11 protein-coding genes are annotated in these 19,986 nt (G+C 40.9%); 9 read left to right on the top strand and 2 right to left on the bottom strand.

Features of this window, described 5'->3' with window-relative positions; translation table 11 throughout:
• Positions 1-9 precede the first annotated feature (9 nt).
• Together ACULLG_RS05330 and ACULLG_RS05325 are read right to left on the bottom strand one after the other, a co-directional pair.
• The gene (locus tag ACULLG_RS05330; RefSeq protein ID WP_452125732.1) at positions 10-723 is read right to left on the bottom strand and encodes a LytR/AlgR family response regulator transcription factor; all 714 of its coding nucleotides are present in this window, start codon (positions 721-723) and stop codon (positions 10-12) included.
• Positions 723-1,808, bottom strand: a complete 1,086-nt coding sequence (locus ACULLG_RS05325; RefSeq protein WP_452125731.1) for a sensor histidine kinase — start codon at positions 1,806-1,808, stop codon at positions 723-725. The genes ACULLG_RS05330 and ACULLG_RS05325 overlap by 1 nt, the downstream gene beginning before the upstream one ends.
• 219 nt (positions 1,809-2,027) lie before the next feature.
• Between ACULLG_RS05325 and ACULLG_RS05320 the strand changes: the two genes are divergently transcribed.
• From ACULLG_RS05320 to ACULLG_RS05280, 9 genes are all read left to right on the top strand, one after another.
• A complete protein-coding gene (locus tag ACULLG_RS05320; protein WP_452125730.1) occupies positions 2,028-4,274 on the top strand; it encodes a GH92 family glycosyl hydrolase in 2,247 nt (748 codons plus the stop codon).
• Between the two features lie 19 nt (positions 4,275-4,293).
• Positions 4,294-6,171, top strand: coding sequence for a sodium:solute symporter family protein (locus ACULLG_RS05315; RefSeq protein WP_452125729.1), 1,878 nt, complete (start codon positions 4,294-4,296; stop codon positions 6,169-6,171).
• A gap of 24 nt (positions 6,172-6,195) precedes the next feature.
• Complete coding sequence (locus tag ACULLG_RS05310) at positions 6,196-7,185, top strand: glycoside hydrolase family 130 protein (RefSeq protein WP_452125727.1); 990 nt, start codon at positions 6,196-6,198, stop codon at positions 7,183-7,185.
• Between the two features lie 8 nt (positions 7,186-7,193).
• The gene (locus ACULLG_RS05305) at positions 7,194-8,282 is read left to right on the top strand and encodes a carbohydrate-binding family 9-like protein (RefSeq protein WP_452125725.1); all 1,089 of its coding nucleotides are present in this window, start codon (positions 7,194-7,196) and stop codon (positions 8,280-8,282) included.
• A 72-nt stretch (positions 8,283-8,354) separates the two neighbouring features.
• A complete protein-coding gene (locus ACULLG_RS05300; RefSeq protein WP_452125724.1) occupies positions 8,355-10,604 on the top strand; it encodes a GH92 family glycosyl hydrolase in 2,250 nt (749 codons plus the stop codon).
• Positions 10,605-10,616: 12 nt separating this feature from the next.
• On the top strand, positions 10,617-12,944 hold the full coding sequence (locus ACULLG_RS05295; protein WP_452125723.1) for a GH92 family glycosyl hydrolase: 2,328 nt from the start codon (positions 10,617-10,619) through the stop codon (positions 12,942-12,944).
• A gap of 13 nt (positions 12,945-12,957) precedes the next feature.
• Positions 12,958-14,388, top strand: a complete 1,431-nt coding sequence (locus tag ACULLG_RS05290; RefSeq protein ID WP_452125722.1) for an alpha-L-fucosidase — start codon at positions 12,958-12,960, stop codon at positions 14,386-14,388.
• On the top strand, positions 14,385-16,622 hold the full coding sequence (locus ACULLG_RS05285) for a GH92 family glycosyl hydrolase (RefSeq protein ID WP_452125721.1): 2,238 nt from the start codon (positions 14,385-14,387) through the stop codon (positions 16,620-16,622). Before ACULLG_RS05290 ends, ACULLG_RS05285 begins: the two co-directional genes overlap by 4 nt.
• A gap of 229 nt (positions 16,623-16,851) precedes the next feature.
• A complete protein-coding gene (locus ACULLG_RS05280) occupies positions 16,852-19,983 on the top strand; it encodes a SusC/RagA family TonB-linked outer membrane protein (RefSeq protein ID WP_452125720.1) in 3,132 nt (1,043 codons plus the stop codon).
• Positions 19,984-19,986: the final 3 nt, after the last annotated feature.

The raw sequence follows: 19,986 nt of genomic DNA, 5'->3' as shown, positions 1-19,986 counted from the left end.
GAACTGGACTTAATTTGCGCTGTCGTTTAGAATACGACTTTTTGCTTCGTTCAAATAGCTTCTTCCGATAATGTACCTGATGCCATCAATTTCCAAGCTGTTGCCCTCTATGGCCTCTACCTTGTCAATAGCAATGGTGTAAGACCTATGAATCCGTATAAATTTATCTGATGGCAGTTCATCAGTGAAGCTCCCCAACGTTCTATGAATAATGTATTTTGCCGAGGTTGTTTTAATTCTGATATAGTCCTTGAGACTTTCGACAACCACAATTTCATCGATAAAGATTTTTTGCAGTTTTTTCTTGTCAACCTTAACAAATATGCTGGGGTGCTCATTGGTTGATCCGCCAGATTTTATGGTGTCCTGTTTTAGGCTGATGATACGATTTACGGCTTTAAGGAAGCGCGGAAATGGAATCGGTTTTACCAAATAATCAATTGCCTCCAGTTCAAAACTCTTCAAAGCATATTCTTCATGCGCAGTTGTGATTACCACCATGGGAACCACATGAAGCGATTTTAAGAATTCCATCCCATCCAAAATAGGCATGTTGATGTCCAAAAAAATGATATCCACCTCATTTTCCTGCAGAAAAGAGGTAGCATCGATGGCATTTGAAAAGGTTTGCACCAGCTGAAGCTGTTTTACCTGTTCTACATAATTTTTTAGCACATTAATTGCCAAAGGTTCATCGTCTACAATAATTACCCGTAACTCCATCACACTTTAAGTTTTAAATCTACATGGAACATTCTGTCTTTTTCAAAGATAGAAAGTTCATAATCCTCTGGGTTGTAACCCAATTCCAATCTTTTTTTTACGTTGGAAAGACCTATACCTCCACTACTGGTTTCCACTTTGCTTCTGCTATCTTTTTTGGGAATTGTATTGGACACTTTGAAATACAAGAACTCGTCCGTTACATCAACATCTACAGAGATGTGCATATCCCCTATATTTTTACTTGCACCATGTTTAAAACAGTTTTCAATCAATGGGACAAGCAACATCGGAGCTATCACCTTGTTATCCATATCTCCCGATATCCCTATATCTATTTGAAGGGTATCGTCAAAGCGAATACGCTCAAGATCCACGTAATTTTGAATGCAATCGATCTCACTTCTCAAATCTTGTTTTCTTTTTCTGGTTGCATATAACAAATAACGCATCATTTCAGAAAGTTTAAGAATTACCTCCGGCGCCTTATTGGATTTTTCAAGGGTAAGAGAATAAATATTGTTCAACGTATTGAAGAAAAAATGTGGTGACACCTGTGATCTTAAAAACTTCAACTCTGTCAACAACTGTCTCTTTTCCAAATCATGTAGCTTGCTGTTTTCCCTAAGCCAATCCACGGTAACTTTTATCGCTGTTGCAAAAGCTACCACATAAAGCTCTCCAATCATGGTTGTCATGGCATAGTTAAACGTTATGCTATCCGTAATGCCCGAACCTTCGGGCATAACATTAGTACTGACCAAATAATAAGTGAGATTAAATTTCACTAAAAGCATTATAAAAAGGGAAATGATCACCATGGCGGCGTAAGTCACATATTTTCTTGTATATACGTATTTGGGCATCAAAAAATAGATGTTGAAATAGGACAATGCAATATGAATGGGAAAACCTATCAGGTTTGTTCTCAAGGATAGGGAAAAATCGTCGTGCACACTCCCCCAACGCAATGTATTGATAGCAAAATAGATGAACCAAAAGACAATATGATGCTTATACGTAATGCGATATCGTCGAGGTGCTTCACCATTTAAGAGCCCCTCCAGCTTGTCATTTATATACATGGAATTCTGGGTGTTTTTTTGTGCGGTTTTTCTGTTGTTTAGCTTTTAGGGCTGGTTATTGGTCTAATTTTATTCTTCTATGGGATAAAATTATAAATATTTAGGAATACAATAGATTTAGCCGTTTTTACGGATAAAGACTGTTCCTGATTACTTAGCTAATTCAATCAAATCAAACGCTTTTTGGAAAAGTATAAAAAATACCAATACTGATAGCCAATGGATAAATTCTTTTACATCCTTGTGTTATCCGTATTAGTTGTGGGCTCTTCCTGCGAACAACAAAAACAATCCGAACGTTCAAAACCTTTAACTTCCTACGTGGATCCCTTTATTGGAACTGGAGGTCATGGACATACATTTCCAGGTCCAACAGCCCCTTTTGGAATGGTACAGCCCAGTCCTGATAACGGCACAGGGGGTTGGGATTGGTGTTCTGGATACCACATAACAGATTCCATAATCTCCGGTTTTGGGCAGCTCCACTTAAGTGGAACGGGCATTGGGGATTTGGCCGACATCTTGCTTATGCCCACGAACAAGTCTGTGAATCTATCACTTTTCGGCACGTCAAAGGACAGTCTTCCATATACGTCCAACTTCTCTCATGAAACAGAAGTAGCCTCACCAGGTTATTACAAAGTAACCTTGGATGAACCCAACATTGAGGTCGAGTTGACCGCGAATTCTTATGTGGCATTTCACAAATACAGTTATCAAACAAAAGGTTCCCCCTCTTTTATTCTTGATTTGGGATATGCTGTCAACTGGGACAAACCCACTGAAAGCTCAATACGTTTGGAAAATGAAACTCTCGTCACCGGATATCGTCATAGCACCGGATGGGCCAAAAACCAAAAAGTGTTCTTCGCAATTGCATCTTCCCAACCCATCGCAACTGTAAATTTGATAGCGGACGGAGAAGTTTTGGATGGATCAAACGAAGTTTCAGCGATCAAAACCGGAGGACAGTTCTTTTTCAAGGAAGGCGCCTCAAAAACTATTGAATTAAAAATTGCGGTCTCTTCTGTCAGTATTGCCAATGCCAAAGAAAATTTGAATCAACACGGAACTCCCCATTCTTTTGACCAAACCAAAAAGAATACAAGTAAGCAATGGGAAAATCTGCTCTCCAAAATAGAGATTGAGACCCCACAAGATTCATTAAAAACCATTTTTTACACTGCACTGTATCACACTCAAATCGCTCCTGTCCTTTTTAGCGATACCAATGGGGAATTCCGACTTCAAAACGACAGCATTGCAAAAGCCGGTGACTGGCAAGCATACTCTACTTTATCTTTATGGGATACGTTTCGTGCTGAAAATCCATTATTGAACATTCTTCAAACCGAAAAAGTCAACAGTATCATCCAATCCATGTTGATCTATTACGAGGAACAAGGTCGACTCCCTGTGTGGACGCTTTACGCCAATGAAACCAATACCATGACTGGAAACCACGGAGTTTCCATGATTGCGGAGGCTTTTTTAAAGGGAATCAGAAACTATGATGTTGACAAAGCCTACGAGGCAGTTCGCACAACCATGATGGATGATATCCGTGGTTTGAAACCTTACAAGGAATTTGGATTTATCCCATATATCGAATTGGATGAATCGGTTACTATAAGCCTAGAGTTTGCTTACAACGATTGGTGTGTGGCCCAAATGGCGAAAGTACTGGGAAAAGATGATGACCATACCTACTTTTTGAATCGTTCCGGAGCGTTCAAACATTTATTCAATGCCGAAACCGGATTTATGAGAGGACGTTCTGCGGATAAAAAAAGCTGGAGAGAACCTTTCGACCCAAAATATTCCAACCATAGATTTCATACCGATTATACCGAGGGAAATGCATGGCAGCATAGCTGGTTTGTTCTCCATGATGTTCCTGGTTTTATTGAACTGCATGGCGGAAATGAACCTTTCACCCAAAAACTGGAGCAGCTTTTTACCGAATCTTCCGAGATTTCAGGAGATAATGTGTCGGCAGATATTTCAGGCTTGATTGGGCAATATGCGCATGGTAATGAACCAAGTCACCATATTGCTTATTTGTTCAATAAGGCCAAACAGCCATGGCGGACCCAATATTGGGTTCGTGAAATTTTGGACACCCAATACAGCACCCAACCAGACGGGTTGAGCGGGAACGAGGATTGCGGTCAAATGTCGGCCTGGTATGTTTTTAGCTCATTGGGATTTTATCCCATGAATCCGGCTTCCGGGCAATATGAATTGGGAAGCCCCCTTTTTAAAAAGGCAACTATAGCTTTGTCCGCAGAAAAGAATTTTGTGGTTTTGGCAGAAAATACTTCATCAATCAACAAATACATTCAATCAGTAAAATTAAATGGAAAGTCATTGCAGCGTACCTACATCACCCATGATGAAATTATGGCTGGTGGTACGTTGGAATTTAAAATGGGTGCAGACCCGAATAAAAATTGGGGCCTTTAGCTAAGGCCGGTACGATCATATGGATGTAATTGACATTTCAATCATAGTTGTCTATGTATTGCTAACGCTTTTTATCGGGATTTGGGTTTCCAAAAAGGCGTCAAAAGGGCTGGAATCCTATTTTCTGGGCGGAAACAATATCAAATGGTATTATCTCGGTCTTAGCAATGGGTCAGGTATGTTCGATATTTCAGGTACAGCCTGGATGGTGGGCATCCTATTTCTTTATGGGGTAAAAAGCTTTATGTTCATGTGGCTCTGGCCCGTTTGGAACCAGATTTTTGTGATGATGTTCTTGGCGGTATGGATAAGACGCTCCAACATTATGACAGGTTCTGAATGGATTCTTACCCGCTTTGGGGATGGAAAAGCAGGTAGGGCTTCGCATAGTATCGTTGCCGTATTTGCCATTGTTTCAGTTGTCGGTTTCATTGCCTATTTCTTTGAAGGTATCGGTAAATTTTTGACCATCATTTTGCCATGGAACATTCCCTTGGAAATTGGTGATCTATTATTGCTCACCTCGGAGCAGTCGTATGCGCTGATCATTATTTTTCTGACCACGATTTATACCATAAAGGGGGGCATGTTCTCGGTGGTGGCCACAGAAGTACTTCAGTACATTATTATGGTCATTGCGGGAATTTTGGTTGCAGGGTATACCTTTTTTGCCATTACCGATGTTGAAATCAACGCGATAATCTCTGAAGAATGGCGAAGTGTTTTCTTTGGAAACGAATTGGGGATGATATGGAGCGATAAATTCCAGGCATTTAACGACCTCATCGATTCTGAAGGCTACAAAATGTTCGGAGCCTTCATCGGGATGACCCTATTTAAGGGCTTTTTTGCAAGCATAGCGGGACCTGTTCCAAGCTATGATTTTCAACGGATTCTTTCTACAAGAACTGTGAAGGAAGCAGCCTACATGAGTGGTTTCACCAATTTGGTGCTATACATTCCGCGCTATTTATTGATTGCCGGAATTGTCGTCATTGCCCTGGTGGTTCTCGCCCCAAGCATGAGTGCGAATCCAGGCCTTGTTGGCGGTGATTTGGAAGTTATCCTTCCTAAAGTCATCAATTTTCACGTGCCTGTGGGCATAAAAGGCTTGTTATTGGCAGGACTTTTGGCGGCTTTTATGTCAACCTTTTCAGCCTTTGTTAACTCAGGACCAGCCTATATTGTAAATGATATTTATAAAAAATACTTTAAACCTGACGCTACCAGCAAACATTATATTAAGGCAAGTCATATTGCCTCTTTTGTCGTAGTGGCCTTAGGTGTATGCATGGGATTCTTTGCAGAATCCATCAACTCACTCACACTGTGGATCACCAGTGCCCTTTATGGTGGATACGTAGCAGCCAATTTCTTAAAATGGGTATGGTGGCGATTTAATGGATGGGGATATTTCTGGGGTATGGTTGCTGGCTTGGTAGTAGCTACCCTTCAATTTATTTTAGATCAAAACAAAACCCATATTATGGAAGGGGATTTGCTGTATAACATTGCCCATATGCACGCCATTTATCTTTTTCCCATCATATTTGGGTTTTCATTGTTGGGATCCTATTTGGGCACTTATTTTACCAAACCTACAGACATTTCTGTGCTCAAATCATTTTATAAAGAGGTTAAACCCTGGGGATTGTGGAAACCCGTAGTCAATCAAATAAAAACTGAAGATTCCAGCTTTGAAAAGAACAATGATTTCTGGATGGATATGATGAACTGCGTTATTGGCATCATCTGGCAATCCAGCATGATCCTTCTCCCCATTTATTTGGTGATTCGGGATTACCCAAAAACCCTAATTGCATTGATCGTATTTATAATAACTTCCATAATTTTAAAGTACACTTGGTTGAACAAGGTTCAAAAAATTCCGAATTAAGTTCCAAACCACCGTTTATATACTATGAACAGTCAAGTTTCAATAAAAACAAACGCAATTCCTTGGCAGGATAGACCTTCGAACATTTCAGATGTTGTTTGGCGGTATTCCGAAAATCCCATTATTCAAAGAGATGCCATCCCAACTTCCAACAGTGTTTTCAACAGCGCGGTAGTTCCCTTTAAAGATGGCTATGCCGGGGTTTTTAGATGTGACAATAAGGCCGTACAGATGAACATTTTTGCTGGTTTCAGTAAAGATGGAATCCATTGGGACATCAACCATAACCCCATAGCATTCGAAGCTGGAAATACCCAAATGATCGAATCCGATTACAAGTATGACCCTAGGGTCACCTTTATTGAAGATCGTTATTGGATCACTTGGTGCAACGGATATCACGGCCCAACTATTGGAATTGGGTACACTTTCGATTTTAAGGAATTCTTTCAATGTGAAAATGCATTTCTCCCATTCAATAGAAACGGAGTGCTCTTTCCTGAAAAAATCAACGGTAAATATGCCATGCTCAGCAGACCGAGCGATAATGGACATACGCCTTTCGGTGACATTTATATCAGCTACAGTCCCGATATGAAATATTGGGGCGAGCACAGATGCGTAATGAAAGCTTCTCCTTTTGAGGACAGTGCTTGGCAGTGCACCAAAATTGGCGCCGGATCAGTTCCTATTTTAACGGATGAAGGCTGGTTGATGATTTATCATGGTGTAATAAACACCTGCAATGGTTTTAGATACTCCATGGGGGCGGCCATTTTGGAAAAGGACAATCCGGATCAGGTTAAATACAGAACCCAACCTTATCTTTTGTCCCCGCAGACTTCCTATGAATGTGTGGGCGATGTGCCCAATGTGGTTTTCCCATGCGCCACTTTGCACTCCATTGTAGAAGATAAGATCGCCATCTACTACGGTGCGGCAGACACCGTGGTTGGATTAGCTTTCGGACATATCTCCGAAATTGTAAAATTCACCAAAGAAAACAGTTTATAAACAATACGATGGACAATGTGGGAAAACATAAAAAACTCATCAGCTTGGTTCTTTTCTTGGTCTATGTGGGCTGTGTATTGCTCTACGCACAAGAAAAACCAAGAAGTTATGTGGCCTACAAGGCTATTGATTCCATCACTATAGATGGAAAAGCAAACGAATCTTCTTGGGCAAAGGCGCCTTGGTCCGATTTATTTATTGATATCGAAGGAATTAAAAAACCCACTTACGATACCCGAATGAAAATGCTTTGGGACGAAAACCATGTCTATTTTTTTGCAAGACTGGACGAACCACATGTATGGGGAGACATTACTGAACACGATGCGGTTATCTTCCATAACAACGATTTCGAAATTTTTCTCGACCCAGAAGCAGATGTGCACGGATATTATGAATTGGAATGGAATGTATTGAATACGGTTTGGGACCAATATATTACCGCTCCATATCGAACTGGTAACGAAACCATCAACGGATGGGAAGCTTTAGGACTTCAATCGGCCGTATCGGTGCAAGGCACGCTTAACGACCCATCTGATATTGACCAAGGTTGGACGATTGAAATAGCTATTCCCTTTAAAGACCTTCGCACAGGCTACTATCAAAACAATGTGCCAAAAAACCAATTTTGGAGGGTTGGATTTTCCAGGGTCAACTGGGATTTTGATGTGTCTGATGGCAAATATTCGAGAAAGAAGGATCCAAAAACTGGAGAATTTTTGCATGAGAACAATTGGGTGTGGTCTCCACAATATGTGATCAATATGCACGAGCCCGAAAAATGGGGCTATGTGTATTTTTCCGAAAACGAAGTGGGTGGCCCTTCTTTCAATTTTGAAATCCCAAAGGATGAGCATATCAAATGGTATCTCTATGAACTGTACCGGGATTTAATTTCTGAAAATCAACAAAAAATAACGTGGAGCAAGGTTGAAGGCCAGTTAAATGGCCCTTCAAAACAACTTTTCGGAAAAAACATAGCGCCTGTTCTGGAAAAGTATACCAAAGGATTCATTCTTTCGGCTAAAAGTCCATTTACCAACAAGCTCTTGACCGTAACTAAAGAAGGCAAATTTGAGAGTTATGAAAACTAGTCCTCTTAACTCGGTAATTCGCCATCAGGCGTAGTGAATCAATATGATAAAACGGATGTAGGAAGATTAAAAATGAAGTTGGATTTTGCATATATAGGATTGTTGATTTTAGCATTTGGTTGTTCTCCACAACCTCCAAAGGACGTTTCTGTTGAAAGACTAATTGACTTTGTAAATCCATTTATTGGTACTGATGGACCTGGCAATACCTACCCTGGTGCCACCGCCCCCTTCGGGATGGTTCAACTAAGTCCCGACATTGGCATTCCGGGTTGGGATCGCATTGCCGGGTATTACTATCAAGATTCTATTATTACGGGGTTTTCGCACACGCATCTTACCGGTACGGGAGCGGGTGATCTATATGATATTTTGGTCATGCCGACCAACAGCAGGTTTTCTGATAGCATTCCAGAAAATAATTTCAAACCGTATTCAAAGTTTGACCATCAAAATGAAGGTTCATCGCCCGGATATTATTGGGTAAATCTGTTGGATTATGGAATTAAAGCTGAAATGACGGCCACCAGTCGGGTCGGTGTCCACAGATATACTTTCCCGGAGGATAAAAACACGCAAATCCATATAGATTTGGGATATTCCCTCAACTGGGACAAACCAACGGACACTTTCATCGAAGTAATTAACGATTCTACCTTGCAGGGTTATCGCATGTCAACCGGATGGGCCAGAAACCAACGGCTCTTTTTCAAAATGCGGTTTTCCAAACCGTTTGAGTCCAATGAGATTATTTTAACTCCGGATGGGAACTCTTCAAAAATCATTTTGGATTACAGCACAGTGGAAGGCGAACAAATCCTAATCAAGACCGGCCTGTCCTCCGTAAGTTCAAAAACTGCGGGCAAAGCCATTCAAACTGAGGCCCAAAAAGATTTTGAAGCAATCAAAGAACATACCGAAGGTATTTGGGAAAAAGAATTGCAAAAAATCAAAATAGAAACCACTGATTTAGATAAGAAGACCATTTTTTATACCATGCTCTATCAGTCCATGTTGGCCCCAACCCTGTACAGTGATAGCAATGGTGAATACAAAGCCGCCAATGATGCACATGGAAAACTTAAAGACGGAACTGATTCCATAGCTAGAGCCAACGGTTTTGATCGTTATGACACTTTTTCGCTTTGGGATACTTTTAGGGCAGCGCATCCCTTGTACACCATAATTCAACCTGAAAAAGTGCCCGACATGGTAAAATCATTGCTGGCACATTATAATGAAACCGGAGTTCTTCCCGTCTGGTCCATGCAAGGAAGTGAAACTAACATGATGATCGGTTACCATGCTGTTCCGGTTATTGTTGACGCTTACTTTAAAGGGTTTGCTTTCGATGCTGAACTGGCTTACAAAGCCTGCAAGGAAAGTGCAATGGTCAACGACCGTCAAATTGATATTTATAAAGAAAAAGGCTATATCCCGGTTGATGAAGGTCATGAAAACTGGTCGGTTTCCAAGACCATGGAATACGCTTATGACGACTGGTGTATTGCGATGTTCGCCAAGGATTTGGGCAAAATGGAAGACTACAATTACTTTTTAAAACGTTCCGAAAGCTGGAAAAACCTGTACAATACCAAACGAACCTGGTTGCAGCCCAAAGACCCGGATGGTAATTTTATTGAACCCTTTATTCCGAAGGAATACACCCCTTATTTCTGTGAAAGCAATGCATGGCATTACTATTGGTTTGTTCCGCAAGATGTGAACGGACTCATTTCCAAAACTGGAGGAAAAGAGCGTTTTACCCAAAAGTTGGATTCCATGTTCAGTTATTATCCCGAACCCAATGACAAGTTACCGCTGTTTAGCACTGGAATGATCGGTCAATATGCCCATGGAAACGAGCCCAGCCATCATGTTGCATATCTATATAACTATGTGGGCCAGCCTTCCAAAGCACAGAAATTGGTCCGTACCATTTTGGAAAACCAATATAAAAATGAGCCTGATGGACATTGTGGTAATGAAGACTGCGGACAAATGTCGTCATGGTATATTTTGAGTTCCCTCGGATTTTATCCTGTAAATCCCGCGCAAGGTGTCTACGATATCGGCATCCCGTTATTTGACAAAGCAGAAGTCCAAGTGGGAAACAAAAAAACATTTACAATAAAAAAGAATGGAAATACTGACGGCACATTTGTTGAGGCGGTTTACTTAAATGGGAAAAAATTGGATAGAAGTTATATTACCCATAAAGAAATAGCATCTGGCGGGGAATTGGTTTTTACCATGACTTCGGATGTTGATCTGGCCGACAACAATCAAACAAAATCACCTGAGATAAACAAAATCTACTAAATCTTGAAAGCGATGAAAATATTTTACTTAAGAATGCTCTTGGTTTTGACAGCGACTACGATTTTGCTTTCATGTCAAAAAACAAAGGACAAGACCGCGGCCATGGAACAAGATCAAGAAGAAAGTTCCTTGGTTCAATATGTAAATCCGTTGATGGGAACCGATTCGGATTTCAGCTTGTCCAACGGAAACACGTATCCCGCAATAGCTACTCCGTGGGGCATGAACTTTTGGACTCCCATGACTTCTAAAATGGGAGATGGCTGGACCTACAAATACGATGAAAAAACTATCCGTGGAATAAAACAGACGCACCAACCCAGTCCTTGGATCAACGATTATGCTGCATTTTCGTTAATGGCCGTAACAGGAGATTTAAAATATAAGGAAGATGAACGGGCTTCGCATTTTTCGCATAAAGCGGAAACTGTAAAACCAGATTATTATGGGGTTTATTTGGCGGACTATGATGTTCTTGCCGAAGTGACTCCGACGGAACGTGCCGCCCATTTTCGTTTTACATTTCCAGAAACTGACCAGGCATACATCATGCTCGATGCCTTTTTTAAGGGCTCCATGGTTAAAATTTTACCCGAAGAACGCAAAATAATCGGCTATTGTAGAAACAACAGCGGAGGTGTTCCTGAAAATTTCCATAATTATTTTGTTGCTGAATTTGACAAAGACTTTGAACTTAACCATACTTGGGGAGACGATTGGGAATTACATCAAAACTCAACTGAAAACAGAGGAGAACATGTGGGTGCCATCATTGGTTTCAAAACAAAAAGAGGTGAAAAAGTGAATGTACGGGTAGCATCCTCCTTCATCAGCCATGAACAGGCTCAATTGAACCTAAATCGAGAAATCGGAAACCAAAGTTTTGAAGAAACCAGTACCAAGGCAACCGAAGCATGGGAAAAAGAATTGGGAAGAATACAGGTCAGCACAAAAAACATAGACCATTTACGCACTTTTTACTCCTGCTTGTATCGGGTGTTGCTTTTTCCAAGGAAGTTTTATGAGTATAATGCGGATAACGAAATTGTACATTACAGCCCCTACAATGGACAGGTTTTGCCGGGCTATATGTTTACGGACAATGGCTTTTGGGACACCTTCCGGGCCGTCTTTCCCTTTTTCAATATGATGTATCCCGAACTGAACGGACACATTATGGAGGGACTTGTCAATACCTACAATGAATCAGGATGGTTGCCCGAATGGGCCAGTCCTGGACATCGTGATTGTATGATCGGTTCCAATTCCGCCCCCATTATTGCCGATGCCCACCTTATGGGTGTTGAAGGATTTGATAAAGAAACTCTTCTGCAGGCAATGCTGAAAAACGCAACCGTCCCCGATGGTAGGCCGGTAAACAGCGTTGGTAGGGCTGGCTTGGATTATTATAACGAGTTAGGGTACGTCCCCTACGATGTTGGCATTCATGAAAACGCCGCCAGAACTTTAGAGTATGCCTATGCTGATTTTACCATAGCCCAAATGGCCAAATCATTGGGCGATGATGAACTGGCCGAAACCTATTATCAAAAATCCCTCAACTATAAAAAACTGTTTGACCCAACAACAAAACTAATGCGAGGGAAGAACAAAAATGGGGAATTTCAATCGCCGTTCAATCCGTTGAAATGGGGTGACGCCTTTACCGAAGGTAACAGTTTGCATTATACCTGGTCCGTTTTTCATGATGTTCAGGGACTTATTGATTTAATGGGTGGGGATAATGAATTTATTGGGATGTTAGATGGCGTTTTCAACATGCCTCCGGATTTTGACGATTCCTACTACGGTTTTACCATCCACGAAATTCGAGAAATGCAGATTATGAATATGGGAAATTATGCCCATGGCAACCAACCCATTCAACACATGATCTATCTGTACAATTATGCCAAACAACCTTGGAAAGCCCAAAACAAGGTGAGGGAAGTTTTGACCAAATTGTACACTCCTGCTCCGGATGGTTATTGTGGGGATGAGGATAATGGCCAGACCTCTGCTTGGTATGTTTTCAGTTCATTGGGTTTCTATCCCGTAGCTCCAGCCACAAACCAATATGTACTCGGAAGTCCATTGTTTGACAAGGCGGTATTGCATCTTGAAAACGGAAATACCTTTACTATTTCTGCAGAAGGAAATGGAAAAAGAAATCCCTTTATACAAAATGCCAGTTTGAATGGGAAGTCGTTTAACAACACTTGGATTTCGACAGAAACAGTGCAAAATGGAGGTAATCTTGAGTTTAACATGGGCCCAGAGCCCAATAAAAATTGGGGTGTTTCCGAAGCCTCTGCCCCCTATTCACTATCTCACCATTAAAATTGCGTTCAAAATGAAAATCAAAAAACTGATCATCCCTCTAAGTATTCTTTTTGCATTAGCAATGAATGCCCAGGACAAAGAAGTTGAAACAGATTCCCGTTTGGACTGGTTTAAAGATGCCAAACTAGGGGTGTTTATCCATTGGGGCTATTATGGCGTAAACGGCATCACCGAATCTTGGTCGCTCTACCATAAAAAAATATCTTACGTGGACTATATGTTACAAGGGAAAAAGTTCACGGCAGCGAATTATGACCCTGAGGCATGGGCCGAACTTTTCAAAAAGATCGGGGCTCAATATGTAATCATGACCACCAAACATCATGATGGGGTTGCTCTTTGGGATACTAAATTGAGTCATTTAAATGTAGTGGACAAAACGCCTGCAAAAAGAGATTTGGTTACTCCCTATGTCAATGCACTAAGAGATAAAAATCTTAAAGTGGGACTTTATTATTCGCTTTGCGATTGGTCACATCCCGATTACGAGGTAGTTTTCCCCAGACCAAACACCAAAAAGGACTATCCCCAAAAAGGTCAGAAAGAAATGGATTCTTGGGAACGCTTTGTCCAATTTTACCAAGGTCAATTGAAAGAATTGAGTTCACAATTCAACCCGGACCTCTATTGGTTTGATGGAGATTGGGAAAAATCAGCTGAACAATGGCGCTCTAAAGCTTTGAAAGACTCCCTGCTTTCCTGGAATCCGAATCTCATTGTCAATTCAAGATTGAATCAATATGGAGATTATAGAACCCCAGAGCAAGGCATTCCAGTTGTAAGACCGGACGGCCCGTGGGAATTTTGTATGACTATGAACGACAATTGGGGATATTATCCTTCGGATAAAAATTATAAGCCTATTTCACAGATAGTCAGAACTTTTGTGGAAGTCATTTCCAATGGAGGTAACTTACTATTGAACATTGGTCCGAAGCCTGATGGCACGATTGCAAAAGAACAATTGGAACGCTTGGAAAGCCTAGGCTCTTGGATCAATAAACACCACGATGCCGTTTTTGACTCAACGGCAGGATTGCCTTATGGACATTTCTACGGCCCTTCTTTGATATCGAAGGATAAGAAGAAGGTGTATTTATGTCTTTTTGATAACCCAAAAAACTATATTTCATTTAAAGGACTCCAAAACAAAGTCACATCCATTAAAGTCTTGGGAACAGATGAAGAACTTTCATTTGAAAGAAATGGAGGCGCTTCTTGGAAAAATATTCCTGGGATTTTACGTATTTCCGTTCCTAAAGAAAAGAATCTGGACAAGTACGTGACCGTCATCGAAGTTTCCCTGGAAAATGAACTGGAATTATATCGTGGCCAGGGCCATGTATTCCGAATGGATGAAGACTTGAAGTCAAAATATGACAATTTGGTTTACATGGGCAGTCATTTAAATCTTGAAAAACTTGCAAACAAGTCCAAATGAGCATAAAGCTTAACTTCTTATTCGTTTTTTTCTGTGCAACCTTGTTGTGTACAGCACAGAAAAAGTCCGTCGACTTTGTGAATCCATTTATCGGCACTTCCAACTTTGGAACTACCAATCCAGGCCCTATTGCAGTGAGGGGAATGGCCAATGTCTCTCCATTCAACGTAGCCGGCCCGAAGAACCTCCCTTTCGAAAAAGATAGTCGGTGGTGGTCCACACCATATTCGTCGGACAACACATTTTTGACCGGATTCAGCCATGTCAACCTCAGCGGAGTGGGCTGCCCTGAATTGGGGGTCATTTTAGCCATGCCCACCACTGGGGATGTGATTGCAGATCATAAAGAATATGGTTCTACCTATTCTGATGAGATTGCCAAAGCGGGTTACTATTCCAACACGTTGGATAAATACAATATCAAAGTCGAGGCAACTGCAACAACCCGGACCGGAATAAGCAAGTATACTTTTCCTGAAGGGAAAGCCAACATTTTGTTGAATTTAGGATTGGGACTTACCAATGAACAAGGAGCTCAAATCAAAGTGGTTTCCCCAACAGAAATAGAAGGCATCCGTAGTGTGGGCTCTTTCTGTTATTATAAACCTGAGGAAGCCTATCCTGTTTATTTTGTGGCCCAGTTTTCCGAACCTGCTGACGAATTTGGTGTCTGGAAAAAACCAACCACCTATAAAGGTGAAGAGGCCCAGTGGATGGGTTACAATGGAAAGACCCGTTTGATGAAAGGTTATACCAAAGAAGTTGTCGGGGACAGCATAGGTGCATACATGCGTTACGATTTTAAAGAGCCCACACAGATTGAAATGAAAGTGGGCATTTCATATGTAAGCATTGAAAATGCAAGAGAAAATCTTGAAAAGGAGACAGCGAATAAGTCCTTTGATCAAATTCTGAAAGCAACTAGAAAAGAATGGAATGATCACTTATCCCGAATTGAAGTTGAAGATGGATCCGATGACGACAAAACCATTTTTTATACAGCTTTGTACCATACGTTGATTCATCCCAGCACCTTAAATGATATTAACGGGGAATACCCAAAAATGAGAACCCGGGAAACTCTTAAAACTACCGGAACCCGGTACACGGTGTTTTCACTTTGGGACACCTATAGAAATTTACATCAGTTGATGAGTTTGGTCTACCCGGAACAGCAATCCAACATGGTAAAAAGTATGTTGCAGATTTATGACGAATCCGGTTGGTTGCCTAAATGGGAATTGAATGCAACCGAAACCACCACCATGGTTGGGGATCCTGCCGGAATTGTTATCGCTGACACTTACTTAAAGGGCATTCAAGATTTTGATGTGGAAAAAGCGTACGGGGCCATGATCAAAAGTGCCGACCAGTTGGAAGGAAACCCATTGCGCCCTGGAATCAACGATTATATCACGAAAGGATATCTGACCACCAAAACAACCAACAGCGGTTCTGTTTCCACCACGCAAGAATATAACATATCGGATTTTGCCATTGCGCAATTGGCCAAAGCTTTGAATAAAAAAGATGGCTATAAACGGTTTTCCAAACGTTCCATTTCTTATAGAAACCTTTTTGATAAAGAATTCAATTTGTTGCGTCCCAAAAACGATGATGGAAGTTGGTTGACACCTTATAATCCAGAAACTGGAGCAAACTTTGTAAAGAATCTAGGTTTTATCGAGGGAAATGCTTGGCAATATACTTTTATGGTTTCACACGATATAAAGGGACTTATCAAGTTAATGGGAGGCCCTAAACCTTTTGCATACAAATTGCAAGAAGTGTTTGACAAGAAACAGTTTGATATGGCCAACGAACCCGACATTGCCTATCCGTATCTTTTTAACTATGTGAAAGGAGAAGAATGGCGTACCCAAAAAACAGTTTCCGAATTACTTTCCACCTATTTTAAGAATGCCCCAGATGGCCTTCCAGGAAATGATGATACCGGAACCATGAGTGCATGGGCAGTCTTTTCCATGATGGGGATATATCCGGTAAGTCCGGCTGACCCAATGTATGCGCTTACCATTCCAACCTTCGATAAGATTACCATCCATTTAAACCCAAAATATTATCCCAATAAATCAATTCAAATAACCAAAGATGGCGATGACGAAATGCTATCAAATATGGTGTTGGATGGGAAAAAAATAAATATCCCTTTCATCTCCCATCAAAAATTGACGAATGCAGGTCGTTTGCGCTTCATAACGAACAAAAAATAGCCCGTTGCTGGACGTATAAGAAATGCTGAAAGCCTTAGTTTTCTAGGGAATCGAAACCATTTTCCACTATAACTTGTGATTTCAAACGTTATAGTTTCCATGTCCTTTAGCTTTTCAGTTTTGTTATTAGTCGAAATAATTTCCTATATCCTCAAGGAATTCAAACTTTTATAAATCAAACATTTTAAGCTAACTTAAGGCTTATTAACAATAACCTAACTCTAACAGTATGATCAAAAGACTTCATTACTTTTTAATGATTGTGTCGCTTTTATGCCTCCAAGGCGTATCGGCACAAGGAAAAACCGTTTCAGGAACGGTTACTGATGCGAGTACCGGAACACCACTTCCAGGTATTAACGTTGTCGAGAAAGGTACCTCAAATGGTACGTCGACCGATTTTGATGGTAATTACACCATCTCTGTATCCAATGATGCGTCAATTTTGGTATTTTCCGCAATTGGATATTCTACCAAAGAAATGTCCGTTGCCGGACAAAATACGGTAAATACCACCTTAGAGGAAAGCCTTGAGGCTTTAGGTGAAGTAGTAGTTACCGCTTTGGGTATCAGAAAAGAAACCAAGGCGCTTGGTTACTCACTGACCGAAGTAGGCGGAGAGGAAATTTCTACGATTAAAACACCTAACGCAATTAATGCCCTCCAGGGTAAAATCGCCGGTGTAAATATTACGCAGAACTCCACCGGTGCAGCAGGTTCAAGTAGGGTTATCATTCGTGGTAACAGTACGTTGACAGGTAACAACCAACCTTTATATGTTGTAGATGGTATCCCAATTGGAAACGACAACAACGGAGCCGCAAGTTTATGGGGTGGAAACGATGGAGGTGATGGTATATCCAGTATCACCGCAGACGATATAGAATCTGTTTCTGTCTTAAAAGGTGGATCAGCTACTGCACTTTACGGATCTAGAGGTGGTAACGGTGTTATATTGATTACAACTAAAAGTGGTCGTGAGCAAGAAGGTTTTGGTGTGGAGTACAGTTCTACCGTAAATTTTGATAAGGTAAATACTTCACTACAAGATTTCCAAACCGAATACGGACATGGAATTCAAGGAAGAAAGCCCGCTAACCAAGCTGAGGCCCTTGATGCAGGTTTAAGTTCGTGGGGAGCCAGATTGGATGGGTCTCCAGTGGTACAATGGGATGGGGTTGAAAGACCTTATTCTTATGTTGGCAATAACCAAGATCATTTTTACAGAACAGGAACAACGTTCATCAATACAGTTGCACTCTCAAATGGGTCAGAAAACTCCAACTTTAGATTTTCTGCATCGGATCTAACAAACGATGACATTACTCCAAATTCAGGATTGAACAGGAAAACATTCTCATTGAATGCCGGAGCCGTGTTGAATAAGAAATTGACCGCTCAGGTCAATGCAAAGTACATTCTTGAAGATGTAATGAACCGACCAAGATTGTCAGATGCTCCTGGTAATGCAAACTTTACGGTTGGACTACTTTCTCCCAACGTGGACGTTAGGTTCATGAACCCAGGTGTAAACGAAGATGGGACTGAAAGAATGTATTCAAACAATACCTTTTCACAAAACCCATATTTTGCAGCGTTCAATTTCAGAAACGAAGACACAAGGAATAGGATAATCGCTTCCACATCATTACGTTATGACATTCTTGATTGGCTTTACATTACCGGAAGAGTTGGTGTTGACCACTATACAAGAAAATCCACATCGGTAACTCCTTTTGGAACGGCATACCAACCATTGGGAAGTATGTCAGAACAAGAAAGACGTTATACTCAGGTAGATTCTGATCTTATCTTAGGTATTGACAAGGATATTAACGATCAATTTGCTGTTTCGGCATTTTTTGGTGCAAACAATAACAAGATTACGTTTGAGCAACTAAATCTTGGAGGCGGTAACTTTATTGTACCTGGATTGGAAGATATTGCCAACTTGGAAAACCAAAACAGAAGTAGAAGTTTTAGTGAAAGAGAAATTGGTTCCCTATACGGCTCCATTGAACTTTCATTTAATGACTATGCTTATTTGACCTTTACAGGTAGAAATGACTGGTTCTCAACCTTATCATTCCCTGACAAAACAACTCCGAACAATGACTTCTATTCATCCATCAACGGTAGTTTCATTCTTTCGGACATGTTCGAATTACCAACTTTTGTAGATTTCCTTAAACTTCGTGGTGGATATGCACAAACTGCCGGTGGAGCTGACCAAGCGTATCAATTGGCTTTGACCTATGAAATTTTTGGCCAAGGACATTTAGGACAGCCCTTAGGAAGGATTTCTGGAGGCACTGTTCCCAATGCTAATTTGGTCCCATGGAACAAGAGCGAAGTTGAGGCCGGTTTTGATGCAAGACTTTTTGGCAATAGACTGTCAATCGATTTTGCGTATTACACGAACGAAACGACAAATGACATCGTTAACGTAACCACTTCATTGACCTCAGGTTTTGGCAATGCATCTGCCAACCTTGGAAAAATAGAGAACAAAGGGGTTGAATTATTGTTAACAGCAACGCCTATTCGAAATACAAACTTTGAATGGACAACTTCCATAAACGCTGCATTTAATGAAGGAGTGGTAACAGCAACAAACGAAGAAGATGCACCTATAGGTCTGGAAGAACCCAGAACGAGAAACGTTAGGATTATGCAAATTCCAGGAGAACGTTACGGTGTAATTTTTGGTACTTCCTATGTGAGGGACAATGACGGCAATATTGTTTATGACATAGATAGTGATGGAACACCTATTGCTCGCCAAGGTGAGCGAAAGATTTTGGGTGACGGAGTTCCACCATGGACACTTGGTTTCACAAATTCCATTCGATACAAGAACTTTAATTTGAATTTCTTGATTGATGGAAAGTTTGGAGGTCAGTTATTCTCAGGAACCAACACAACCGCAATTGGTACAGGCTTGCATAAGGCAACCCTGGAAGGTAGAGAAAGTGGTCTTTCCGTTACCGGAATAGATGGTTCCACATTTAATGCGGATACTGGAACTGGAACTTCATTTACGGCTACAGTTGCCCCAGAGAACCTTTCAACCTACTGGGGAAGGGTTAACGATATAGCTGAAGAATTTGTTGAAGATTCCGATTATATCAAGTTTAGACAATTGAGCTTAGGATACACATTCCCATCACAGCTTCTAGACAAGACGTTTTTACAAAGCGTTACGGTCAACCTGCTGGCTCAAAATCTGTTCTATCTTAGCAGAACTATTGACAATGTAGATCCCGAAAGTGCCTACAACACAGGAAATTCTCAAGGATTGGAGTATTTTGGTGTTCCTTCCACAAGAAGTTATGGTTTAAGTGTTAACGTTAAGTTTTAAAAA

Source organism: Flagellimonas sp. 2504JD1-5 (genome assembly GCF_053618295.1).
Note: the sequence above shows the minus strand (reverse complement) of the source record. Positions and strands in the feature narration are given on the sequence as shown.